This window comes from Bartonella krasnovii (genome assembly GCF_003606345.3).
Lineage (GTDB): Bacteria > Pseudomonadota > Alphaproteobacteria > Rhizobiales > Rhizobiaceae > Bartonella > Bartonella krasnovii.
The window spans coordinates 119,594-143,632 of the sequence record NZ_CP031844.2 but is presented as its reverse complement, the minus strand read 5'-3'; the positions used below and the strand labels follow the sequence as shown (position 1 = coordinate 143,632).

The window sequence follows — 24,039 nt, the reverse complement described above, 5'->3', positions numbered from 1 at the left end:
CTTCAAAATGCTGTCAAGGACTAGTATTTTAATCTTCTTTACTATATAAGAGCAAAAATAGGTAAGAGTCTTTGACTTTTCTTATTTTCTCGCAGACCCTGGCTGGACGACATCTTGGCTATGGGTGACTTTATATTTCTTCATTTTTTGAAAGGATAATACGATGTCGATTACAGCTGAACGTAAACAAGCTCTTGTCGCAGAATACGCAAATAAAGTTGGTGATACAGGATCACCAGAAGTACAGATTGCTGTACTTTCTGAACGTATTTCTAATTTAACAAACCACTTCAAATCTCACAAAAAAGATAATCATTCTCGTCGTGGTCTTTTAAAGATGGTGTCCCAACGCCGGCGCCTTCTTGATTATCTTAAAGGAATTGACCAAAATCGTTATCAGACACTTATCAAGAAGTTAGGTTTGCGTCGCTAAAAAAATGGGGTGGTGTAAAAAAACCACCCATTTTTTTAACATGTTGCCTTTAGATAAAAATTTAAAAACTGACAAGTTATTATGGGATAGAGCTGCTCATCATTTCGTATTTAAGGCGATTCATCTCTCTCTTCTCGCAACAAAAATGGAAGTAAACTTGTTGTCCACCTCAGAACTTGAAAATGTACTACACAAAGAAGCCAGAATGTGAGCAATCAAAGATTTAAACACTGGTCATTAAGGATAAAAAATGTTCAAAACGCACAAGATAGAAATTGAATGGGCCGGGCGTCCGCTCACCCTTGAAACAGGGAAAATAGCACGTCAAGCTGATGGTGCCGTGATTGCAACCTACGGAGAAACTATTGTCTTAGCAACCGTTGTATCAGCAAAAAGCCCAAAACCAGACCAGGACTTTTTTCCACTCACCGTTAATTATCAAGAAAAATCCTATGCTGTTGGTCGAATACCTGGGGGCTATTTAAAACGTGAAAGTCGTCCAAGTGAAAATGAAACTTTGGTTTCTCGTTTGATTGATCGTCCCATTCGTCCTCTCTTCGTTGAGGGTTATAAAAATGATACACAAGTTATTGTTTCCGTTATACAGCATGATCTTGAAAATAATCCCGATATTCTTGCGATGATTGCCTCCTCTGCCGCATTGACCTTGTCAGGGGTTCCTTTCATGGGGCCTATAGCAGGTGCCCGCGTTGGCTATTGTAATGGACAATATATTCTCAATCCTCATATCGATGAAATGCCTGAATCAAAACTTGACCTTGTGGTTGCTGGAACAGAAAGTGCTGTTTTGATGGTTGAATCAGAAGCACAAGAGTTACCAGAAGATATTATGTTGGGTGCTGTAATGTTCGGTCACAAAGGCCTTCAACCTGTCATTGATGCCATTATCAAGCTTGCTGAAGTTGCTGCAAAAGATCCGCGTGATTTTGTTCCTGAAGATCTTTCTGACCTTGAAAAAGCAATGCAGAAAATGGCCGAACAAAGTATACGAAAGGCCTACACAATTACTGATAAGCAAGAACGTTATGCTGCACTTGATGCACTAAAAACAGAAATTATCGATAAGTTTATGCCAGAAACAGAAGAAGACTGTCAATTTAGTACAGACCAAATTGCAACCGTATTTAAACAGTTGCAAGCAAAAATTGTTCGCGGAAACATTCTTGATACAGAAAGGCGTATTGATGGACGCAATCTTTCTACTGTGCGCCCTATTCAATCGGAAGTGAGTATTTTACCCCGTACACATGGATCAGCGCTCTTTACCCGCGGAGAAACACAAGCAATTGTCGTTGCAACCTTGGGAACTGGTGAAGATGAACAATATGTTGATGCCTTAACCGGAATATATAAGGAAACATTCCTCCTCCATTATAATTTTCCACCATTCTCAGTAGGAGAAACAGGACGCCTTGGTTCTCCTGGTCGTCGTGAAATTGGACATGGGAAATTAGCATGGCGGGCGATTCACCCCATGTTGCCAACAAAAGAATCTTTTCCTTATACCATTCGTGCTGTCTCAGAAATTACTGAATCTAACGGATCTTCTTCTATGGCAACGGTTTGTGGAACATCGCTTGCTCTCATGGATGCTGGTGTTCCTTTAGCACGCCCCGTTGCGGGTATTGCCATGGGCTTGATTAAAGAAGGAGAACGCTTTGCTGTTCTGTCTGATATCTTAGGAGATGAAGATCACCTTGGGGATATGGATTTTAAAGTTGCGGGAACAGAAAATGGTATTACTGCTTTGCAAATGGATATCAAAATTGACGGTATTACTGAAGAGATTATGAAAATCGCACTTGAACAAGCCAAAGATGGCCGAATCCATATCCTTCATGAAATGAGCAAAGCTTTAACCAGTGCACGCGCTGAACTAAGCGAATTTTCACCACGTATTGAAGTTATGAATATTGCTGTCGATAAAATTCGCGATGTGATCGGCTCTGGTGGTAAAGTTATTCGAGAAATCGTGGAACAAACTGGTGCAAAAATTAATATTGAAGATGATGGTACCATTAAGATTGCTTCTGCTGATGCTAAAACTATTGAAGCAGCAAAACGCTGGATCCATTCTATTGTCGATGAACCTGAAGTTGGTGCTATCTACCAAGGAACAGTTGTAAAAACTGCAGATTTTGGTGCATTTATAAACTTCTTTGGTTCGCGCGATGGGCTCGTTCATATCTCTCAACTTGCATCAGAACGTGTCACCAAAACAACTGATATTGTGAAGGAAGGTGATAAAGTTTGGGTTAAACTTATGGGCTTTGATGAACGTGGAAAAGTTCGGTTATCAATGAAGGTTGTTGATCAAGAAACCGGAAAGGAAATTACCGATGATCAATCGGTGAGAGAAGAAAAGTGCATGGATGAAAAAAAACAGCCTGAAAATAAGCGTCGTCGGAAGAAAAAAGAAGAGTAATTTTTTCTTCTTATCGTAATAATGAAATGCCATCCCAACATTGGAGTGGCATTTTTCTTTGAAAGAATCACATGTGTTATCATTTTTACCTTTTGAAAATCATGCTCTCCCTTATCCAGATCCAAACCAATGCTGGTTAAGTTTCGGTTTAACGGAGGTCCCTGCTCCAGAATGGGCACAAAATTTAAAAGTCATCACGCCTTGGCGACCAGATTTTTTAAAATTTGTCGATACTCAATTTCACTGCTCTCCTCAAATAGATAAAACTCTCATTTATGATGGTGCGCTTTTGCACCTGAGCAAATATCGTGGTTTTAACCAAAATTGTTTCCTTGATTTATTAGAATGCGTTAAACCCAGTGGATGGATTGTGATCAGTGGAAATAAAACAGCTGGTGCTGCTTCAATGATGAAATGGGTCAAAAAAATTGTTCCCATTACCCATAAACTGTCTAAAAGTCATGGTCTCGTATTTTGGCTGCAAGTTCCTCCACAAATAGAAAAACAAAATATTGCACAATTGCGCTCACCACCGCTTTCTTTTGATAAATTTCAAACCACTTCTGGTATGTTCTCACATGGCCGTATTGATCTAGGATCTGCTGCCCTTGCTTCTTATCTGCCCAAAGTTATTTCTGGGAAAACAGCTGATTTTGGAGCTGGCTGGGGCTATCTTTCTCACGTTGCACTTGAAAGCGATGTAAAACTTACGACTCTTGATCTCTATGAAGCAGACTACAACGCTTTGAAAGCAGCAAAGCAACACCTTAACCTCGCAACAGCTCCTTTTCCAATTCATTTTTATTGGCATGACCTTGTGCATGAACCTGTCAAAAATCTGTATGACACAATCATTTCAAATCCACCGTTTCACACACAACAAACAACAGATGTCTTCTTAGGAAAACATTTTATTATAAATGCTGAAAAATGCCTAAGGCCAGGTGGCAGTCTACTTCTTGTTGCAAACCGCCACTTACCCTATGAAACATTGTTAAAAGATATTTTCCGCACAGTGTTGATCCATGAACAAGCCCATGGTTTCAAAATTATTGAAGCACGCAGATAAACAAAACAGCAATATCTCTAAAGGATAAAACGGGAAAGATCGATATCAGCAGCAAGCTCACCAATAGATTTTTTCACATAAGCAGCATCAATTTTAAATGATGTTCCAGCTCTATCCGGTGCCGTAAAAGAAATCTCATCTAAAACACGCTCCATAACAGTTTGCAAACGACGTGCCCCTATATTTTCAATCCTTGCATTTAAATCTACAGCAATATCTGCTAAAGCATCAATCGCATCATCGGTAATTTCCAAATGAACCTCTTCCGTTGCCATAAGAGCAATATATTGTTTAATCAAGCTTGCTTCTGGTTCTGTTAGAATGCGTCGTAAATCTTCTCTTGTGAGAGGATTTAATTCTACGCGAATAGGCAAACGTCCTTGAAGCTCCGGTAATAAGTCAGATGGCTTGGAAACATGAAATGCACCAGAGGCAATAAAGAGAATGTGATCTGTTTTGATTTGCCCATATTTTGTAGCAATTGTTGTTCCTTCCACCAAAGGCAAAAGATCACGTTGGACGCCCTCACGCGAAACCGCTGCACTGGCTCCACCATCCCTCGTTGCAATTTTATCAATCTCGTCGATAAAAACAATACCGTCATTTTCAGCTACACGAAGCGCTTCTTGAATAATTTGTTCCTGATCAAGGAGCTTTTCAGATTCATCATCAATGAGCGGTTTAAAAGCATCCCTTACTGTTGTTTTACGCACCTTTGTACGACTGCCCATTTTGCCTAAAATATCGGATAAATTCATAATCCCCATTTGCGCCCCAGGCATACCAGGAATATCAAAGGTTGAAGCACTATTGCTATTATTATCGGCTACTTCAATTTCAATCTCTTTCTCATCTAATTCACCCTCACGCAATTTTTTGCGGAAACTATCACGGGTAGCCGGACTTGCTGTTTTACCAACAAGAGCATCTAAAACGCGCTCTTCAGCATTCACGTGAGCCTTTTCTTTTATTTCATCGCGTTTCTTTTCACGCACAAGAGAAATGGCAATTTCAACAAGATCTCGAATAATTTGCTCAACATCACGCCCCACATAACCAACTTCAGTAAATTTAGTCGCTTCTACTTTAACAAAGGGGGCTCCAGAAAGTTTTGCTAATCGACGTGCGATCCCTGTTTTACCAACACCTGTTGGTCCTATCATTAAAATATTTTTTGGCATTACTTCTTCACGCATCGGCTCTTCAAGCTGTTGTCTACGCCACCGATTACGCAGAGCAATAGCTACAGAACGTTTGGCGTCATTTTGGCCAATAATAAAACGATCAAGTTCAGAAACAGTCTCACGAGGGGAAAATACAACACACATTTAAATAGCTTTCTCTAAAGAAGATAATTCTGCATCCAATGTTTCAATCGTAAAATGATCATTGGTATAAACACAAATTTTAGCGGCAATAGTCATAGCTTTACGGGCAATCGTTTCAGCATCCAAATCCAAGTCCATCAGTGCCCGCGCTGCTGAAAGAGCAAAATTTCCTCCAGAGCCAATGGCCATAACTCCATCTTCTGGTTCTAAAACATCACCAAGCCCTGTTAGAGCTAAAGTTACTTTCTTATCAGCCACGAGCATCATTGCTTCCAAACGACGCAAATAGCGATCTGTTCGCCAATCCTTCGCAAGCTCTACACATGCACGCATAAGCTGATCAGGATATTGCTCAAGCTTTGTTTCCAATCTTTCCAGTAATGTGAAAGCATCTGCCGTAGCACCTGCAAAACCAGCAATAACCACGCCGTTCTTCCCAAGACGACGAACTTTACGTGCATTGCCTTTCATAATCGTCTGTCCAAGAGAAACCTGACCGTCGCCAGCCATCACAACTTTGCCACCTTTTCGTACCGTAATAATCGTTGTACCATACATTATGTCTGGCTTATGTTCTGTCATAAGGACACTCCTTAAATATTACTTCTCTTTTTAATATTATCTTTTTATTTAATGTAAAACTCAATGTCTATTGTCCTATTTAAGAACATATACAGCAAAACACAATGATTTAGCATCACTCAATTTGTTGAAATTGAAAAAATGATATTATTGTTGTCAATATAAATTACTGCTAAATAGTTTTATGTAAACAGTTTGTGCCTTTATAGAGGAAAATTATGAAAAAAATAGCTATAGGAACCTTAGGTGGAACAATTGCAATGACTGCCGATCGTTTTGGCCACATGCAACCAACTTTAACCTCAGATAACCTCATAAAAAGTGTTCCTGATTTAAATAATATTGCTGATATTCATGCACAAACATTAATGCAAATACCCAGTGGATCTTTATCTTTCAAAATTCTTTTTGAAATAATAGAATGGGCAAAACAACAAATAAACGCTGGTGCAAAAGGAATTGTCTTAACGCAAGGGACTGATACTCTTGAAGAAACTGCTTTTTTTCTTTCTCTTTATTGGAAGGAAGATGAACCACTTATTATTACTGGCGCTATGCGGCTACCCCATGAAGCAGGCGCTGATGGACCCGCTAATGTTTTAGCAGCAACGCGTGTCGCGGCCACCCCACAAAGTCGTAACAGAGGCGTTCTTGTTGTCATTAATGATACGATTCATTCACCTTATTGGCTCTATAAAAGCCACACTGTCAAGGTTGAAACATTTCAATCAGGCATGATAGGTATTGTAGGGACTATTTTAGAGGGAAAAGTTATTTATTTCAATGACCGAAAATTTTTTCCTACAACATTTGATCTTCCTCAAAACTATGATCATCAAATTGCACTTCTCTATTCCTCTTTATCATCTGATGCACAATTAATGAAACTTTGCCTTGAAAGTGGACATTATGCTGGACTTGTTATCGCTGGTTTTGGTGCAGGACACTGTAGTTTTCAAGAAGCAGATCTTGTACAACAATACGCACAAAAAATACCAATTATTATTGCTAGCCGTTGTTGTAATGGCTCAACAACTCGTATAACTTATGGCTATAAAGGTTCAGAAATCGATATGATTGCTTCAGGAGCTTTTATGTCTGGTTATTTGTCAGCCGTAAAAGCACGTCTGCTTTTATGGGCTTTTTTGGCACAAGGGTACTCATTGGCACAAATCCGTACATACTGGAATGACTGGACAATAAGTTAATAAAAATGATTGATACGATTATAAAAAAAATTAATCAGGAAGATAATTTGGTCAAATCCATTTCTGACCGATATTCACCTTATCGTGTTTTTACAGCACAAGAATGGTCAGAGTTTCGTGCGGATACACCTCTTACTTTAACTTTTGATGAAATTAAGCGTTTACGCTCTATTGATGATCCTATCGATCTTGAAGAAGTCCAACGCATTTATCTTTCTTTATCACGTCTGCTCTCATGTCATGTTGAAGCAGTGCAGGAACTTTTTCACAAACGTCAGCAGTTTCTCCACCAAGAAGAGAGTCAAAAAACGCCCTTTATTATTGGAATTGCAGGTTCTGTAGCCGTAGGAAAATCTACCACCGCTCGTATCCTTCAAGAACTGTTAAAACGTTGGACATCTAGTCTTAAAGTGGATCTGATCACAACAGATGGTTTTCTCTATCCTAATGCGATCTTAGAACAAAAAAATCGTATGAATCGTAAAGGATTTCCTGATTCCTATGACATCAAAAAATTACTATGCTTTCTTTCGGCTATAAAAGCAGGTATTGGAAATGTCCCTGCTCCTCTTTATTCTCATATGACTTATGATGTTCTAAAAAATCACACAATTATCATTGACCGCCCTGATATTTTAATTATTGAAGGTATTAATGTTCTGCAAGTCAGTGATCTTCCTAAAGATGGAAAAGTCATTCCTTTTGTTTCAGATTTTTTTGATTTTTCAATCTATGTCGATGCTGAAACAGAAGTCATTCGACACTGGTACTTGGAACGTTTTAAACGTTTGCGTAAAACAGCTTTTCAAAATCCTGAATCCTATTTTCATCGTTATGCACTCCTGCATGAAGAAGAAGCCTTAAAAATTGCTGAAAATATTTGGCAAACGATTAACTTAAAAAACTTACAAGAAAATATATTGCCAACACGACCACGGTCCAATCTCATTCTTAGAAAGGGAAAAAATCACTTGGTCGAGTATGTCGCACTTAGACGACTATAAGGATCTCATAACTATGCAACAACATTCCATTCATTTTACCTCAACACGTATTGATAACAGTTGCCCTATTATCCTAGTAAATCCAAGAAATATTGCTAACTTATCACTTGATGCCTCAGCGACAGCATGGATAAAAGTTAATGATTTTACTGGCAAAGCAGGACAAATACTCTTTGTTCCTCACGAAACGGGACATTTAAAAAAAGTTTTATTTGGAATTGGCAATGGGAGCGATCCCTTTATCACAGGTATTCTTGCTCAAAAACTTCCTGCTGGTCACTGGCATTTAGAAGGTGAAACCTCTGATGAAATAAATACCTATCTTGGATTGGCACTGGGAAGCTATCAATTTAACCGTTATCGCCAAAATTCTCTTTTAAAATCATTATCTATCCATGTCAATGAGTCCGTTGATTTTGATGAGCTCAAACGTATTTATGAAACTGTCTTCTTCGTCCGTGATCTCATCAATATTCCAGCTAATGATATGACCCCTGATACTCTTGAAGAAGAGGCACGACAACTAGGGAAAACATACGGTGCTCATGTCCACAGTATTTGTGGAGATGATCTCTTAACCCATAACTTTCCGATGATTCATGCCGTAGGACGAGCAGGCAGTACTGCACCACGATTGATTGAATTACACTGGGGGCAAGAGCATCATCCTAAAATAACGTTGGTCGGCAAAGGCGTAACTTTTGATACGGGAGGGCTGGATATTAAATCAGCCAATAACATGTTGCTTATGAAAAAAGATATGGGAGGTGGAGCACATGTTTTGGGATTGGCTAAACTTATTATGGATGCGAAATTGCCTTTCCGTCTGCGTGTTTTGATTCCAGCTGTAGAAAACGCAATTTCTGCGAATGCTTACCGACCAGGTGATATTCTCAAAAGTCGTAAAGGTCTAACTGTTGAAGTGGGGAATACAGATGCTGAAGGGCGACTTGTCCTTGCTGATGCACTTGCCTATGGTGATGAAGAAAGCCCACAATTCATGCTTTGCATGGCTACTTTAACGGGAGCAGCACGTATAGCATTAGGACCAGATCTTCCCGCATTTTATTGTAATGATGCAATATGGGCACAACAGATTTCTCAGTCTGCTCACTCTGTTTTCGATCCTCTTTGGCAAATGCCCCTTTGGAAACCTTACTTGGAAATGTTATCCTCACCAAATGCTGATCTGAACAACATAACGGGAAATAACTATGCCGGCTCTATAGTGGCTGCTTTATTTCTTAACTCTTTCGTTGAAAGAACCAAACATTTTGCGCATTTTGATCTTTATGGGTGGGTTCCTAAAGAAAAACCAGGCTATCCTGTGGGAGGATCTGCACAAGTTATTCGTGCTCTTTATAATCTCTTTAAAAACTAAAAATTGACATAAAATATCCATAAAAATGGACAATTGTGAGGCTTTAGAAATAACTGCTTACCGTCTCTAGTGATGCTCTTTGCTTTATTTAAAGATGAAAAGCTCTGCGATTTTACAGTGGTTATAAACTTATTTTAAAGACAAACATGAAAGGGCAACGAATGATCTCTAAAGATCCAAGGTTACATGCATTCAGAGAAGATCTAGCAGATAAACGTCTTGAAACAGAGGTTACAGCGCAGCGCTTTGTGCAAGGTGAAAAAAGACGTGTTAATGTTCCTGTTGCTGGACTGTTTAAAGAAAACAATAAAAAAAGCGAAAGGCAGACAGAGTGCTTATTCGGGGAAGAACTTCTTATCTTTGAACATGGAGAAACGATGTCTTGGGGGCAATCCCTCAAAGATAATTATGTTGGCTATATTGATACAACAGCGCTTTGTACATCAACCGTAAAGCAAACGCATATCGTTTCAGTCCCACGTACTTTTCAATATTTTCAAGCTGATTTGCGTGGACCAATGGAATATCCTTTATCCATGGGAAGTAAGGTAACTGTTGTTGATGAAGTCGAAGTCCGTGAAACTCTGTATTCTATACTTGAAAACGGAAAAGCTATCATTAGTAATCAGCTTAGTCCCATCGGACACGTGTATAAAGATTATGTTACCGTTGCTGAAATGTTTATCCGCACGCCTTATCTTTGGGGTGGAGCCAGTGGCTTTGGGCTTGATTGTTCAGGATTCATCCAGCTTTCTATGATGATGACCGGTCAAATGGTTTTACGCGATACTGACATGCAGCAGAAAACTATAGGAACTCCACTCTCAGAAAATGATAAACTTCAACGAGGTGATTTAATTTTTTGGCAAGGTCATGCTGCCATTATGGTTGATCATGAAAATGTTATTCATGCAAATGGCTTTTCTATGGACGTGACGATTGAACCCCTAGAAGAAGTCATTATGCGTGTCGCTAAAACATATCAACGATATCCCATCGCAAAACGTCGTCCAATTCAAGAAACTAATATCCCCCTATAGAAAACAAATCATTGAATGTTTTGATATTTAATCGTCTATTAATCGCATATTTTATTTGTTTTAAATCGTTTTCTTACACACAATTCTTTGTACGTTATCGAAATTTTTTTGAATTAAAAGTCAGGGAATATCAACAGAAAAAGGATAGTTTATGCTTATAAACACTATGTTATTATATTAAATGTATGACGATAATGCTTAAAGTGTTGAACATGTAAAGTAATCTCTCATAACAAGCTCAAAGCATTCTCTTCTAAAGAGTCTTTTGAATTTTTCTTATTATCGATATCTTATGAAATAAATACCCCTGATATCTTTTAGCACTCCTAAGCTCAACTCACGACATATGCATAAACAGTGTAAGTCCATTATATAGCACCATTTTATGCTCCTGAATTATGCAAAGCTACCATTTATAAATTTTTCCAATTCTCAATGTTGCGATAATCTCTTAGCTATTGGAGAGTATTCTTTCAGCACAAATTTCATGTTTTTTTTTAAATTGTTTTACCCACATGAAGCTCTCCGCTTGAAGCGTGCAAGAATGGTTTTGATTGATTGAGCATCCATAGATTTTAAATGTGAAAATTTTACAGGATTGAGCTTTTCCATCTAATATGAGAAATTATAAATAACTACTTATATTTAAACAATATTTTATTCCTATATACCTTAAAGAAGATAATTTTTTAATATCTGAACCAATGGTTTATCAGCATCAGGCATAGGATATCTCTCAAGATCACCAATAAAAATCCATTTTAAATTTTGCCCTTCTCGCCCTCTAGCAACACCTTCATAATGGCGACAAAGATATAAGGGCATTAGGAGATGAAATGTTTCGTAGCTATGGCTTGCAAATGTTAAGGGCTGTAAATTATCCACCTGAACATGAATACCTAGCTCCTCCTCTAATTCACGAATTAATGATATTTCTGGAATTTCGCCTTGTTCAACCTTTCCACCAGGAAATTCCCATAAACCAGCGAGTGATTTTCCTTGAGGACGCTTGGTAAGCAGAACACGATTATCTTGATCTAACAATGCACACGCAACAACAAGAAGAAGTGAACTTTTTGTACCCATATCGCTCTCCAAACAGGATAAAGATAACCACCTTTTCCCTATCACCCTCTACTTCAAAATAAAAGTGTTAAAATACTCCCTACTCTCCCTCAAATATACAGATATCTAATGTCAAATTTATGATGTATCCGTTAACTTCTATAATCGCTATTGATCATAACGTATTCTTTTGTTAAATCGCAAGACCAAACCGTCGTACTACTTTCACCTAAACCGATATCAACACGAATTGTGATGTGTTTACCTCGCATATAAGCAGCTATTTTTTCTTCGCAATAAGCAGGATCTCGTTCGCCATTCACTGCCACACGATGTTCACCAAACCAAATTGTCAACAGATCACGATCGACTTCAACACCTGCCTTGCCAACTGCCATAACTACGCGCCCCCAGTTAGCATCTTCACCAGCAATAGCTGTTTTTACAAGCGGTGAATTTGCAATGGATAAAGCAATAGTCTTGGCAGCCTTATCTGTTGTAGCACCACTTACATTTACTTCAATTAAATGACGTGCGCCTTCACCATCACATACAACTTGGAGTGCTAGCTCATGCAGAAGTTCACTCAATTGTTTTACAAAAATGCCATAACGTGGATCAGATTGACTTTTAAGGCATGGAAAATGTTCTTTTCCTGTCGCAAATATCATGAGTGTATCTGATGTCGAAGTATCACTATCGACAGTAATCGAATTGAAAGAACCTTGAACCGCCTCTGATAGCATGGATTGAAGCATATCCGAAGAAATAGTCGCATCACAGACAACAAACGAGAGCATTGTCGCCATATCGGGTGCAATCATTCCAGCACCTTTTGCAATCGCATTAATGGTAACATTCACCCCCCCACAATTAAAGGTACGCGTAGAAAGTTTTGGAAATGTGTCAGTTGTCATGATGGCTTTTGCAGCTTCCAACCAATTTCCCTCTTCTGCTGTCTCTGCCATACTTGGTAAAAGATTTACAATAGCCGATGCATCCATTGGTTCACCAATAACACCTGTAGAAGCTATAAAAATTTCATTTTCTCTAACCTTTAAAGTATTCGCTGCTGCACAGATGATTTCATTGGTTGTATTCTTTCCTTTGCTTCCTGTAAAAGCATTTGCATTTCCAGAATTCACAATAACCCCCCTTGCAACCCCATGGGGAAGCGATGCACGACAATGCTCTACAGGAGCAGATGGACATTTTGAACGTGTAAAAACACCTGCCACACTCGCTGGTTTATCGAATACAATAAAAAGGAGATCTGTACGATCTTTATATTTAATCCCAGCTTTAGCTGTCGCTATCCGTACATCAGACAATGGGGAAAGCTCTTGGATGTTTTGGGGCATCAAAGGAGAGATTTTAAAGACCACAATATGCTCTCTATAAAAATAAATAAAATGACCGCAGCTTAATAACCTCTTAATAGAAAACTGTTCGTTTTTTTTGAAAAAAACTTAGCAAACTATCTATTAAAGAGGCTATCTATTTATTTTTCTCGTTATTCCGTATCCTCTTCGTCGGATGTCTCATCGGGAATAAGCGTTCCATTTTGATTAAGCGATTCCATGATTTTTGTAACATTAGGATCAGGATACTTCACATCTATCTTGCTACGCAAATCAACAATTAGTTCTTGATAGCGCTTTTTTATCAACTGTGTACGCAACATCTCTTTAACATCATCAAATGCAGGAGGCTGTTTTACACGACGATCTTCTAATTTAATAATATGCCAACCAAAAGGACTTTCAACGGGTTGTTTCGTGTATTCGCCAACTTTCAAACCAAATGCTGCATCTTCAAAAGGCTTGACCATTTGACCATGGCTAAAATAACCAAGATCACCCCCAACAGCAGCGGAACCATCTGTTGAACTTTTTTTGGCAATCTCTTCGAAATTTTCGCCTTTACTTAAACGCTTAATGATGGCTTCTGCTTCTTTTCTGGTTTTGACCAAAATATGACGCGCTTTAACTTCATCTTCTTTAGGTAAAGCAGCAATTTCTTGTTTATAAAGAGCCTCCAAATCAGTATCCGATATTTTGTCAACAATCGCCTGTTTAAAATAAAGCTGTTGAAGCACATTGTCACGCATAACTGCCATACGTTTATCGTAAGCTTCACTCTTATCAAGACCTTTGCTTCTTGCCGCTTTTGCAAGTGCCTGCATATCCACATAGGCTTTTAAAACCATGATACGGCGTTGTTCATCGGGAAAACGGGCTAAATTAGGATTTATTTCAAGCGCTAACTCATCCAATTGTCCTGCTGTGATATCCTTCCCATCAATAACAGCCATAACATGAGAAGGAGAAACAGCTTTTTCAGAAGCTTTTTCCAAAGTCTTTAAATCATTCGGCGATGAATTCAAATCTTCTGTGGCCCTCACCCCTAAACTTGTACTTGCCAATAAAGCTGATGCTAAAAACAGCGTGATAAAGTTAAATTTCATAAATATACTCCTTAAAAATGCAAGGCAGGTTCAAGATTCCAATTTTCTTTACCATAACACTTTAATATTTAAACGTAGAGAAATAAATTAGCAATTTATTTTAAAAAATATAAAATTGCTCTTTTATCTCAGTTTTTTCAACCCTATCTAAGGCAAATGAAAAACATAATAATAGAGAAAAGTGGCACGTTATATCTTAAATTACTTTGAATTGTATCCGTTAATAACATACCTAAAGTTGACATAGCGCCCTTAGCCTCTTATCTCTACTTTACAATTTGAAGTGAAAAATTGCACACCGGCAAGTATAATGGTACCATCTGCATTTCATGATATCGGAAAACTTAAAGAAAATGTGGAACATGGGGAAATCATATGAATTTCCTAACAAGAATGATAACAATTAAAAGAAAGGGCCAGAGATGGTCAGTTTAAGTGTTTTTGCACGTAAATTTTTCGGTTCAGCTCATGAGAGACGTCTCAAAGCACTCCGCCAAAAAGTTGCACAAATTAATGCTTTGGAAGAACAATTTGTAAAATTAAGCGATGAGCAGCTTTACCAAAAGACAGAAATCTTTCGTAAACGTCTTAGTGAAGGTGAAAGTGTTGATTTACTCTTACCGGAAGCGTTCGCAACGGTTCGTGAAGCTGCAAAACGTGTTTATGATATGCGTCCTTTTGACGTACAACTTATTGGTGGAATGGTCCTTCACGACTGTGGTATAGCGGAAATGCGTACCGGTGAAGGCAAAACATTAATGGCAACGTTGCCAATTTATCTCAATGCATTGGAAGGTAAAGGCGTTCATGTTGTGACAGTAAACGATTATCTCGCCAGTCGTGATGCTGAAACAATGGGAAAAATTTTTGGTTTTCTAGGACTAACAACAGGCGTAATTCTCCATGACCTTGATAGTGATGCCCGTCGAGCAGCCTATGCATGCGACATCACCTATGCAACAAATAATGAATTAGGCTTTGATTACCTGCGCGATAATATGGCCTTTGATCGTAATCAAATGGTTCAACGTGGGCATCACTATGCAATTGTTGATGAAGTGGATTCGATTCTTATTGATGAAGCACGTACTCCTCTTATCATTTCTGGTCCTCTAGAAGATCGTACGGATTTTTATAACCTTATTGACACATTTATTCCTGCCTTAACACCAGAAGACTATGAAATAGATGAAAAACAAAAAACAACAACTTTTACTGAAGTTGGTACTGAAAAAATTGAAAAAATGCTCGAACAAGCTGGACATCTTAAAGGTGAAAGTCTTTATGACATAGAAAATGTTGCTATCGTTCATCATGTTAATAATGCTCTTAAAGCTCATAAACTCTTTGTCCGTGACAAGGATTATATTGTACGCAATGATGAAATTGTTATCATTGACGAATTTACAGGTCGTATGATGCCTGGACGACGTTATTCTGAGGGACTTCATCAAGCCTTAGAAGCTAAAGAGCATGTTGCTATTCAACCAGAAAATCAAACACTGGCTTCCATCACTTTCCAAAACTATTTCCGTATGTATAGAAAATTATCTGGAATGACTGGAACGGCAACAACAGAAGCCGAAGAATTCAGAAATATTTATGGTCTTGACGTTGTCGAAGTCCCTACCAATTTACCAGTACAACGTCTTGACGAAGATGATGAAATTTATCGAACTGCAGAAGAGAAATATCGAGCGATTGTACATAATATCCGTCAAGCGCACGAAAAAAAACAGCCGATTCTTGTTGGAACAACCTCTATTGAAAAATCAGAACAATTGGCAGAGCGTTTGCGAAAAGAGGGCATTACTGATTTTAGAGTCTTAAATGCTCGCTATCACGAACAAGAAGCGTATATTATTGCCCAAGCAGGAGTTCCCGGCGCTCTTACTATCGCGACAAACATGGCTGGTCGTGGTACTGATATACAGCTTGGTGGGAATGTTGAGATGCGTATCCGACAAGAATTACAGGATATGCCAGATGGTGAAGAACGGGCGGCTAAAATTGAAGAAATCAAAAAAGATGTCAAAAAACTTAAAGAAGAAGCTTTAGCCGCTGGGGGACTTTACGTTATTGCAACTGAACGCCATGAAAGCCGTCGTATTGATAACCAGCTTCGTGGGCGTTCTGGTCGCCAAGGCGATCCTGGTCGCTCAAAATTCTTTCTTTCTCTTCAAGATGATCTCATGCGTATCTTCGGCTCCAACCGTATGGATAGCATGCTGCAAAAACTTGGATTGAAAGAAAATGAAGCTATTATCCATCCCTGGATTAATAAAGCCCTTGAAAAAGCACAAAAAAAAGTTGAAGCACGAAACTTTGAAATTCGTAAAAATCTTCTAAAATATGATGATGTCATGAATGACCAACGCAAGGTTATTTTTGAACAGCGTATGGAGATCATGAACGCAGACGATTTATCAGAAATGATCCATGAAATGCGCGATGAAGTTGTGGAAGATCTTGTAGAAACTTATATTCCATCAGGAACATATTCTGAAAAATGGGATATAAAAGCTCTCGAAGAGGAACTTCAACAACTCTTTAATCTTGAGCTTCCAATCGAGACATGGGCCAAAGAAGATGGGATTGCCGAAGAACAGATTTTAGAGCGTATATTAGATGCTGTTACAAAACTCGAAAATGAGCGTACTGAACGCTATACTCCAGAGGTTATGGCTTATTTTCATAAAGCAATGTTGCTCGAAACCATTGACACGTTATGGCGTGAACATTTGGTAAGTTTAGATCATTTGCGTTCTGTTGTTGGCTTTCGTGGTTATGCACAACGCGATCCACTTAACGAGTATAAAACAGAGTCCTTTGAACTCTTTCAAAGTATGTTGAGAAATTTACGCCGAATTGTCACTTCTAAGCTTATGCGCTTTGAAATTATTCAACAACCTACGGAACCAGTCATGCCTGAGCAAGCTGGTGCTGATTCTTCTGTCTTTAATGATCAAAATCAAGAAAATGGTCCACCTTTATGGGCACGAACACAAGAAAATAAAATTGTTAACCCAAAAGACCGTGATCCCAACGATGTTACCACATGGGGTAAAGTTGGACGCAATGAACGTTGCCCTTGTGGTTCAGAAAAAAAATACAAACATTGTCATGGTGCCTTCGTTTAAAAACAATGAAGAAGATGGATAAAAAGCGAAACTATGAACAGGAATTACGCGCTGCAGGTTTAAGAGTAACACGCCAACGGCGCATTATTCTTGATATTTTGACTGATACAAATGATCATCCCAACGCATTTGAAATTTTTCAACGTGCTCACAAAATAGATTCGAGTATTTCGCTCTCAACAGTTTATAGAACCATGAAAACGTTAGAAGGAAATGGGACAATTCATCGTCATAGCTTTAGTGGTGGACCCTCTCGTTTTGAGCAAGCAGATGGCCAACATCATGATCACCTCATTGATGTGGAAACAGGGCAAGTTATTGAATTTCATTCTGATGTTATTGAAAAGTTGCAAGAAGAAATTGCTAAATCTCTTGGCTATGATATTATTCACCATCGCCTTGAACTTTATGGGAAGAAAACAACTTTTGAGTAGCTGATTTCACATGTGTCATCAAAAAATGCGCGTTATGAAAATCAGATTTTTTACAAATTTTTCAAAAAAAGCTATCGTTTTCATTGGCAAGAGAGTTTTTCTACTTTATGAGCCTCTTTTATCTGATGCTGTAAGGTAATCAACTGCTTGTATGATAACAAAAGTATTAAACAAATTAGGCCAATATTGTCATGGTTTCTTTGCCAAAAGATCGTATAAAACAACTTGAAAAGCGCTTTGAAATAATTGAAAGTCAAATGGCTCAAAACCCAGATGCTGAAACTTATGTGAAATTAGCTTCTGAATATGCCGAACTACAACCAATCGTTTCCTCCATACAAACCCTCAGTGCGCTTTATAGAGAAATTACGGATCTTGAAACACTTATCGGTGATAAACTCACAGATACGGAGATGCGTCATCTTGCCCAAGAAGAACTCCCATTATTATGTCAGAAAATGGAACAACTTGAGCAAAAGCTGCAGATTCTCCTGTTGCCTAAAGACGTTGCTGATGAAAAAAGTGCCATTGTTGAAATTCGTGCAGGAACAGGCGGTTCAGAAGCTGCGCTTTTTGCTGGTGATCTTTTCCGCATGTATGAACGCTATGCTGCTTCCCATAACTGGAAAGTTGAAGTTGTTTCACTTAATGAGGGAGAAGTTGGTGGATATAAAGAAATTATTGCTAGTATTTCAGGAAAAGGAGTCTTTTCTAAACTGAAATTTGAATCAGGCGTTCATCGTGTACAACGCATCCCTGAAACAGAGACTGGAGGGCGTATTCATACATCTGCTGCGACCGTTGCTGTCCTTCCAGAAGCTGAAGAAATTGATATTGAAATTCGTCCAGAAGATATTCGCATTGATACCATGCGTGCCTCTGGAGCCGGAGGGCAGCATGTCAATACAACGGATTCAGCCGTTCGTATCACGCATATTCCAACAGGAATTATGGTTGTACAAGCAGAAAAATCACAACATCAAAACCGTGCACGAGCGCTGCAAATTTTACGTGCACGCTTATTTGATATCGAACGACAAAAAGCAGAAAATGAACGTTCAGCTTCTCGTAAAAATCAAGTTGGCTCTGGTGATCGCTCAGAGCGTATTCGTACCTATAATTTTCCACAAGGACGTGTCACAGATCACCGCATTAATCTCACTCTCTATAAGCTTGACCGCATTCTAGAAGGAGAGCTTGATGAAGTTATTCATGCACTCATATCCGATCATCAGACAGCCCTCCTTATGGAAATGGATAACCATGGATGAACGCACATACTCTCAACAATGTTATCCGACAAACTCAAGAAAAATTGCATGCCCAAGGAATTTCTGAAGCCAGTCTTGAAGCAAAAATACTCATTGAATGGATAACAAACACAAATGCGTCGGATAGAATTCTTCAACCAAATCTCTGCCTATCTTTTGAGCAAATTGCACAATTAGAAAACGCCATTCAACGACGTATTGCTGGTGAACCTGTCTACCGTATTATAGGAGCAAGAGAGTTTTATGGCATATCTTTTACACTCTCCAAAGAAACATTAGAACCACGTCCTGATACAGAGACACTGGTGGATCTTGTTTTACCACTCCTCAAAAAACAGAGTGAAAAATCAGAAAAAATAACACTGCTGGATATGGGAACAGGAAGCGGTGCTATTGCTATTTCAATTCTTAAACAAGTTCCCCAATCCTATGCAGTGGCTGTGGATATTTCTGACTGTGCTCTTAAAGCAGCGAAAAAAAATGCAGAGAATGCGGATGTTATAAATCGTTTTACGCCTCTTCTTAGTGATTGGTTTGATTCTGTTACAGGTCAATTTGATCTTATTATTTCCAATCCACCTTATATTCCAGAAAAAGATATCCAAAATCTTGCCAAAGAAGTGCGGCTCTATGATCCATTGCGTGCACTGATTGGTGGGAAAGATGGTCTTAATTTTTATCGAAAGCTTTCTGATAAAGCCGCAAACTACTTAAAAGCAGAAGGTTATGTTGCTGTTGAAATCGGCTACTCTCAAGAAAAAGAAGTTTGCGACTTATTTGAAAAAAATGGCTTTAAGCGTTTAGAAATACGCAAAGATTTAAACGGTATACCCCGCGCCCTTCTCTTTGTATACAACCCTTAAAATTCCCAATCATCATCTGTCGTAGCAACTGCCTTACCAATAACATAGGAAGAACCAGCTCCTGAAAAAAAGTCATGATTTTCATCAGAGTTTGGTGACAAAGAAGCCAAAATAGCCGGATTAACACGGCAAACTTCAGGTGGAAAAAGAGCTTCAAAACCCAAATTCATTAAAGCTTTGTTTGCATTATAATGAAGAAAAATTTTCACATCTTCTGTTAAGCCAAGAGCGTCATAAAGATCTTCAGTATATTTGCATTCAATATTATAAAGGTCAAAGAGCAAATTAAAAGCAAAGTCTTTAATTTCTTGCTTTTTGTCCTCATCAAGTTTTGCAAACCCTAATTGAAATTTATAGCCAATATAGTAACCATGGACAGCTTCATCGCGAATGATAAGCCGAATGAGATCCGCCGTATTTGTTAATTTAGCGCGGCTGGCCCAATACATAGGCAAATAGAAACCAGAATAGAATAAAAAGCTTTCTAGCAAAGTCGAAGCAATTTTCTTCTTTAGTGGATCATTCCCTTCATAACGTTCAAGCACTAATCTGGCTTTTTTTTGTAAATGAATATTTTCCTCTGACCATCTAAACGCATCATCAACTTCTACCGTTGAACAAAGGGTTGAAAAAATAGAAGAATAAGAACGCGCATGAACTGCTTCCATGAAGGCAATATTGGTCAATACTGCCTCCTCATGCTCTGTAATTGCATCAGCGAGCAGTGAAATGGCACCCACAGTATTTTGAATCGTATCTAGAAGTGTTAAACCAGTAAAAACACGAATCGTGAGCTTACGTTCTTCCTCTGTCAAACTTGACCACGAAGGAATATCATTGGAAAGCGGAACCTTTTCAGGTAACCAAAAATTTCCCGTTAAACGGTTCCATACTTCAAGATCTTTCTCATCATGCAATCTATTCCAATTGACAGCGCAAACAACAGGATTTTTGGTTGTAATCTTTGTCATATGATTATCTCCTATAGACTGCACGAAACACAGCCATCCACTTCCGTTCCACTCAACGCTACTTGTCGCAACCTTATATAATAAATGCTCTTTATACCTTTTTTCCAGGCATAAATTTGTGCACGGTTAATATCACGCGTGGTAGCGGTATCCGGGAAAAAGAGCGTTAATGAAAGGCCTTGATCAACATGCTGTGTAGCAGCAGCATAGGTATCAATAATTTTTTCAGGACCAATCTCATAAGCATCTTGGTAAAAATCCAGATTTGTATTATCCATGTAAGGAGCAGGATAATAAACGCGCCCAATTTTTCCCTCTTTGCGAATTTCAATCTTCGAAGCGATGGGATGAATAGAAGAGGTCGCGTGATTAATATAGGAAATAGATCCAGTTGGGGGAACAGCTTGCAGATTGCGATTATAAAGCCCGTATTCAACGACTAAATCCTTGAGCTCCTGCCAATCCTTTTGGTCTGGTATAGAAATATTATTCCGTGCAAAAAGCTCTTGTACAAGTGCAAATTGTGGTTTCCATTCTCTCTCAATATATTTGTCAAAAAAACGACCGTCTGCATAAGCGGACTTCTCAAATCCTGCAAAGATTTTCTTACGCTCTCGTGCAATTAAATTGGAAGCACGTATTGCATGATAGGTTACCGTATAAAAATAAATATTGGTAAAATCAATTGCTTCTGGAGACCCATAATAAATCTTCTCACGCGCTAAAAAACCATGCAAATTCATTTGTCCCAAACCAATCGCGTGACTTTCAGCATTGCCTTTGGCGATGGAAGGTACACAAGCAATATCGCTCATATCGGAAACAGCAGTAAGAGCACGAACAGCAGCTTCCACCGTTTGCCCGAAATCAGGACTTTTCATTGCTTTTGCAATATTCATGGAACCAAGATTACAAGATATATCACTTCCAACAGTGCGATAGGTTAAATCCGTCTCTAATTCACTTGCCTCACTCACCTGTAAAATTTCTGAACATAAATTGCTCATACTTATACGCCCAGCTATCGGATTGGCTCGATTAGCAGTATCCTCAAATAAAATATAGGGATAACCTGATTCAAATTGAATCTCCGCCAAGGTCTGGAAAAAAACACGTGCACTTATTTTCTTTTTACGAATTCTTGCATCATCAACAAAAGACCGATAATGCTCCGTCAAAGAAATATCACTAAAGGGTTTACCTGTAACGCGCTCAATATCATAAGATGAGAACAGGTACATATCCTCATTATTACGTGCAAGCTCAAAAGTAATATCGGGAATAACAACACCAAGTGAAAGCGTCTTAATTCTGACTTTCTCATCAGCATTCTCACGCTTTGTATCCAAAAACTTCATAATATCTAAATGATGTGCATGTAAATAAACAGCACCAGCCCCCTGCCTTGCACCAAGTTGATTAGCATAAGAGAAAGAATCTTCCAAGAGTTTCATCACCGGTAAAACACCGGAAGATTGATTTTCTATCTGCTTAATCGGAGCTCCTGCTTCTCGCAAATTTGTCAAACAAAGTGCTACTCCTCCACCCCGCTTTGAAAGCTGTAAAGCTGAATTAACTGAACGCCCTATCGATTCCATGTTATCTTCAACACGCAACAGAAAACACGATACCAATTCGCCCCGTTGTTTTTTCCCTGCATTCAAAAATGTCGGGGTTGCAGGTTGAAACCGTCCTGTAATAATTTCATCCACAAAGTTCTCAGCAAGAGCCTTATCGCCCCTTGCTAAATATAAAGAGACAAGACATACACGGTCTTCATAACGCTCAAGATAGCGCTTCCCATCAAAAGTCTTCAGTGTATAGCTGGTATAATATTTAAACGCACCCAAAAAAGTGGGAAAGCGAAACTTAAATGCATAAGCACGCTTAAAAAGCTTTTTGATAAAAGAAAAATCATAGAGCTCAAACAAATCTTTTTCATAGTAACCTTCTTCTATCAAGTAGTCTATTTTTTCCTTCAAATTATGAAAAAAAACCGTGTTTTGATTAACATGCTGGAGAAAATATTGTCGCGCTGCAAGCCTATCCATATCAAATTGGATATGACCATTTTCATCATACAGATTAAGCATCGCATTCAGTGCATGATAATCGGTGATCTGACCTGATTTCTGCGACTGTTCTATCCCAATTGTTTCCAAAATCTTTCCAATCCCTTTTTTACACAAATAACGTCTTCATCAGTTCCACGTAACTCAAAACGATAAAGGCAAGGCACACAACATTTTTCAGAAATGATCTTGCTTGCTAAATTATAATAGCGACCAAAATTACGATTCCCACCACCAATGACACCATGAATGAATTTGCGATTCTCACTTTCATTGAGGAAATGAATAACTGCTTTTGGCACAGCTCCTCTGCCTTCACCATCTGCATAGGTAGGAACAACCAATACATAAGGCTCACCAACCAACACAGATGATTTTTTCTTATCAATTTTAAAAAGTTTTTGACCAAGCTGTGAAACAAAATGTTCAGTATTACCCGTAGCACTTGAATAATAAACAAGAAGTCCCATTAAACACAAAGACCACTAATCATATCTGGTCTAAAACCAGACCAATGATTTTCACCACAAACAACGACAGGAACCTGGCGATACCCCAGAGATTGAACAAAACTGTAGGCTTGTTCATCACAGGAAATATCAACAACACGATAACGAATACCTTTTGCATCAAAAGCACGGCGTGTAGCATCACATTGAACACAAGATGGTTTGCTATAGATAGTGATCGACATTTTCTTCAACTTTCACAATTCAAAACAATCAACCCTAAAAGAGTCAATCTAATAACTTTCTAATAATTTTATAAATACTCAAGAATAACAAACAACAGAAATTGTACGCAAAACGTGTGATTATTTTCAAATAGCACACAGATTCCTAAACATAACAGAATCCCTCATCAAATAACCTTAAAGACTATGATGAGAATAAGAAATTATTCTACAACTTAAATGGGAACCCCCAGTTATAAAACAATCTTTTGCTTGGCAAACAACTCCCTCCTGCTGTCTAAAAACTAACGTTCTAAACCGCCGTTTTCAAGAGTTCTGTCTTACTCTTTTACGGCAAAAATCAATTACAAAAATGAAAGGAAATCCTTCCAAAAGAAACACTTCAGCAAGAATATCGCTATACCCTTGCTCAATAATTTTACAATAACATTGGAAATAACTTAGATACCAAACGAAACACACTAATACCCTCTCTTGTGCTTATTTAGAATCACCAATCATTTTGATACTATATATAGTATATACTCTCTCTCTTTCGTCAAGGAGAATTCGACGATTATTTTGAATTGTC

Annotated in this window: 20 protein-coding genes; 11 read left to right on the top strand and 9 right to left on the bottom strand. The window is 38.4% G+C overall.

Annotated elements, in window-relative coordinates; genetic code table 11:
* The first annotated feature begins 163 nt into the window (after nt 1-163).
* The 3 genes from rpsO (at nt 164) to D1092_RS00495 (ending at nt 3,948) form a co-directional block, all read left to right on the top strand.
* Nucleotides 164-433: a 30S ribosomal protein S15 gene (gene rpsO, locus D1092_RS00505; protein WP_120121706.1), complete on the top strand. Its 270-nt coding sequence runs from the start codon at nt 164-166 to the stop codon at nt 431-433.
* 250 nt (nt 434-683) lie between these two features.
* Entirely contained in the window at nt 684-2,879 is a 2,196-nt protein-coding gene (gene pnp, locus D1092_RS00500; protein WP_120121704.1) for a polyribonucleotide nucleotidyltransferase, read from the top strand.
* Nucleotides 2,880-2,952: 73 nt separating this feature from the next.
* Nucleotides 2,953-3,948, top strand: a complete 996-nt coding sequence (locus tag D1092_RS00495) for a class I SAM-dependent methyltransferase (protein WP_120121703.1) — start codon at nt 2,953-2,955, stop codon at nt 3,946-3,948.
* Nucleotides 3,949-3,965: 17 nt separating this feature from the next.
* Here D1092_RS00495 and hslU read toward each other — a convergent pair whose 3' ends face one another.
* Complete coding sequence (gene hslU / locus D1092_RS00490; RefSeq protein ID WP_120121702.1) at nt 3,966-5,276, bottom strand: ATP-dependent protease ATPase subunit HslU; 1,311 nt, start codon at nt 5,274-5,276, stop codon at nt 3,966-3,968.
* Nucleotides 5,277-5,858 carry an ATP-dependent protease subunit HslV gene (hslV, locus tag D1092_RS00485; protein ID WP_120121701.1) on the bottom strand — a complete coding sequence of 194 codons (582 nt, stop codon included), beginning with the start codon at nt 5,856-5,858 and terminating at the stop codon, nt 5,277-5,279.
* 218 nt (nt 5,859-6,076) lie between these two features.
* Between hslV and D1092_RS00480 the strand changes: the two genes are divergently transcribed.
* From D1092_RS00480 to D1092_RS00465, 4 genes are all read left to right on the top strand, one after another.
* Nucleotides 6,077-7,066: an asparaginase gene (locus D1092_RS00480; protein WP_120121700.1), complete on the top strand. Its 990-nt coding sequence runs from the start codon at nt 6,077-6,079 to the stop codon at nt 7,064-7,066.
* Between the two features lie 59 nt (nt 7,067-7,125).
* Entirely contained in the window at nt 7,126-8,070 is a 945-nt protein-coding gene (gene coaA, locus D1092_RS00475) for a type I pantothenate kinase (protein ID WP_241436499.1), read from the top strand.
* Nucleotides 8,071-8,083: 13 nt separating this feature from the next.
* Nucleotides 8,084-9,451 (top strand): leucyl aminopeptidase family protein, encoded by a 1,368-nt coding sequence (locus D1092_RS00470; protein WP_120121698.1) that lies wholly within the window; start codon nt 8,084-8,086, stop codon nt 9,449-9,451.
* Nucleotides 9,452-9,612: 161 nt separating this feature from the next.
* Nucleotides 9,613-10,491 carry a C40 family peptidase gene (locus D1092_RS00465; RefSeq protein WP_120121697.1) on the top strand — a complete coding sequence of 293 codons (879 nt, stop codon included), beginning with the start codon at nt 9,613-9,615 and terminating at the stop codon, nt 10,489-10,491.
* 672 nt (nt 10,492-11,163) lie between these two features.
* Here the strand turns inward: D1092_RS00465 and D1092_RS00460 are convergent.
* The 3 genes from D1092_RS00460 to D1092_RS00450 all read right to left on the bottom strand — a co-directional run bounded on the left by D1092_RS00460 (nt 11,164) and on the right by D1092_RS00450 (nt 14,023).
* Entirely contained in the window at nt 11,164-11,577 is a 414-nt protein-coding gene (locus D1092_RS00460) for a (deoxy)nucleoside triphosphate pyrophosphohydrolase (protein ID WP_120121696.1), read from the bottom strand.
* Nucleotides 11,578-11,708: 131 nt separating this feature from the next.
* The gene (gene argJ / locus D1092_RS00455) at nt 11,709-12,941 is read right to left on the bottom strand and encodes a bifunctional glutamate N-acetyltransferase/amino-acid acetyltransferase ArgJ (protein ID WP_120121695.1); all 1,233 of its coding nucleotides are present in this window, start codon (nt 12,939-12,941) and stop codon (nt 11,709-11,711) included.
* A 128-nt stretch (nt 12,942-13,069) separates the two neighbouring features.
* Nucleotides 13,070-14,023 carry a peptidylprolyl isomerase gene (locus D1092_RS00450; protein WP_120121694.1) on the bottom strand — a complete coding sequence of 318 codons (954 nt, stop codon included), beginning with the start codon at nt 14,021-14,023 and terminating at the stop codon, nt 13,070-13,072.
* Nucleotides 14,024-14,445: 422 nt separating this feature from the next.
* Between D1092_RS00450 and secA the strand changes: the two genes are divergently transcribed.
* The 4 genes from secA to prmC all read left to right on the top strand — a co-directional run bounded on the left by secA (nt 14,446) and on the right by prmC (nt 19,731).
* The gene (secA, locus tag D1092_RS00445) at nt 14,446-17,163 is read left to right on the top strand and encodes a preprotein translocase subunit SecA (protein ID WP_120121693.1); all 2,718 of its coding nucleotides are present in this window, start codon (nt 14,446-14,448) and stop codon (nt 17,161-17,163) included.
* A gap of 14 nt (nt 17,164-17,177) precedes the next feature.
* Nucleotides 17,178-17,597 carry a Fur family transcriptional regulator gene (locus D1092_RS00440; RefSeq protein ID WP_120121692.1) on the top strand — a complete coding sequence of 140 codons (420 nt, stop codon included), beginning with the start codon at nt 17,178-17,180 and terminating at the stop codon, nt 17,595-17,597.
* Between the two features lie 191 nt (nt 17,598-17,788).
* Nucleotides 17,789-18,868, top strand: coding sequence for a peptide chain release factor 1 (gene prfA / locus D1092_RS00435; protein WP_120121691.1), 1,080 nt, complete (start codon nt 17,789-17,791; stop codon nt 18,866-18,868).
* Nucleotides 18,865-19,731: a peptide chain release factor N(5)-glutamine methyltransferase gene (gene prmC, locus D1092_RS00430; protein ID WP_120121690.1), complete on the top strand. Its 867-nt coding sequence runs from the start codon at nt 18,865-18,867 to the stop codon at nt 19,729-19,731. The genes prfA and prmC overlap by 4 nt, the downstream gene beginning before the upstream one ends.
* Here the strand turns inward: prmC and nrdF are convergent.
* From nrdF to nrdH, 4 genes are read right to left on the bottom strand one after another with little or no spacing between them, the layout of a single operon-like run.
* Nucleotides 19,728-20,702 (bottom strand): class 1b ribonucleoside-diphosphate reductase subunit beta, encoded by a 975-nt coding sequence (gene nrdF / locus D1092_RS00425; protein WP_120121689.1) that lies wholly within the window; start codon nt 20,700-20,702, stop codon nt 19,728-19,730. The two genes, prmC and nrdF, sit on opposite strands and share 4 nt — an antisense overlap.
* Before the next feature lie 11 nt (nt 20,703-20,713).
* Nucleotides 20,714-22,864, bottom strand: a complete 2,151-nt coding sequence (gene nrdE, locus D1092_RS00420) for a class 1b ribonucleoside-diphosphate reductase subunit alpha (protein ID WP_120121688.1) — start codon at nt 22,862-22,864, stop codon at nt 20,714-20,716.
* Nucleotides 22,846-23,244: a class Ib ribonucleoside-diphosphate reductase assembly flavoprotein NrdI gene (gene nrdI, locus D1092_RS00415; protein WP_120121687.1), complete on the bottom strand. Its 399-nt coding sequence runs from the start codon at nt 23,242-23,244 to the stop codon at nt 22,846-22,848. Before nrdI ends, nrdE begins: the two co-directional genes overlap by 19 nt.
* The gene (gene nrdH / locus D1092_RS00410) at nt 23,244-23,468 is read right to left on the bottom strand and encodes a glutaredoxin-like protein NrdH (protein ID WP_120121686.1); all 225 of its coding nucleotides are present in this window, start codon (nt 23,466-23,468) and stop codon (nt 23,244-23,246) included. Before nrdH ends, nrdI begins: the two co-directional genes overlap by 1 nt.
* Between the last annotated feature and the right edge of the window lie 571 nt (nt 23,469-24,039).